Here is an 889-nt window from a genome sequence, read left to right as displayed (position 1 = left end):
CCGAAGCTGCGGCAATGTTCTATGAACATTGGGTAGGGGAGCGTTCTGTAAGCCGTTGAAGGTGTGTTGTAAAGCATGCTGGAGGTATCAGAAGTGCGAATGCTGACATGAGTAACGACAAGGGGGGTGAAAAACCTCCCCGCCGGAAGACCAAGGGTTCCTGTCCAACGTTAATCGGGGCAGGGTAAGTCGACCCCTAAGGCGAGGCTGAAAAGCGTAGTCGATGGGAAACGGGTTAATATTCCCGTACTTCTTACAATTGCGATGGGGGGACGGAGAAGGCTAGGTGGGCCTGGCGACGGTTGTCCAGGTTCAAGTGCGTAGGCTGAGTGTTTAGGTAAATCCGGAYACTCTTAAGGCTGAGACACGACGATGCGAGCGTACTACGGGTAGTGAAGTCATTGATGCCATGCTTCCAGGAAAAGCCTCTAAGCTTCAGATTGTAAGGAATCGTACCCCAAACCGACACAGGTGGTCGGGTAGAGAATACCAAGGCGCTTGAGAGAACTCGGGTGAAGGAACTAGGCAAAATGGTACCGTAACTTCGGGAGAAGGTACGCTCTTGATGGTGAAGTCCCTTGCGGATGGAGCTGACGAGAGTCGCAGATACCAGGTGGCTGCAACTGTTTATTAAAAACACAGCACTGTGCAAAATCGTAAGATGACGTATACGGTGTGACGCCTGCCCGGTGTCCGGAAGGTTAATTGATGGGGTTAGCGTAAGCGAAGCTCTTGATCGAAGCCCCGGTAAACGGCGGCCGTAACTATAACGGTCCTAAGGTAGCGAAATTCCTTGTCGGGTAAGTTCCGACCTGCACGAATGGCGTAATGATGGCCACGCTGTCTCCACCCGAGACTCAGTGAAATTGAAATCGCTGTGAAGATGCAG

The 889-nt window shown here is 52.0% G+C and carries 1 rRNA gene; it reads left to right on the top strand.

The features are described 5' to 3' along the window. Positions 1–889: ribosomal RNA gene (locus CIK04_RS30655) — 23S ribosomal RNA — on the top strand; the annotation flags it as partial.

The sequence above is a fragment of the Vibrio sp. 03_296 genome, assembly GCF_002265885.1.
The sequence above is the reverse complement of the archived record's forward strand: the minus strand, read 5'-3'. Positions and strand labels throughout refer to the sequence as shown.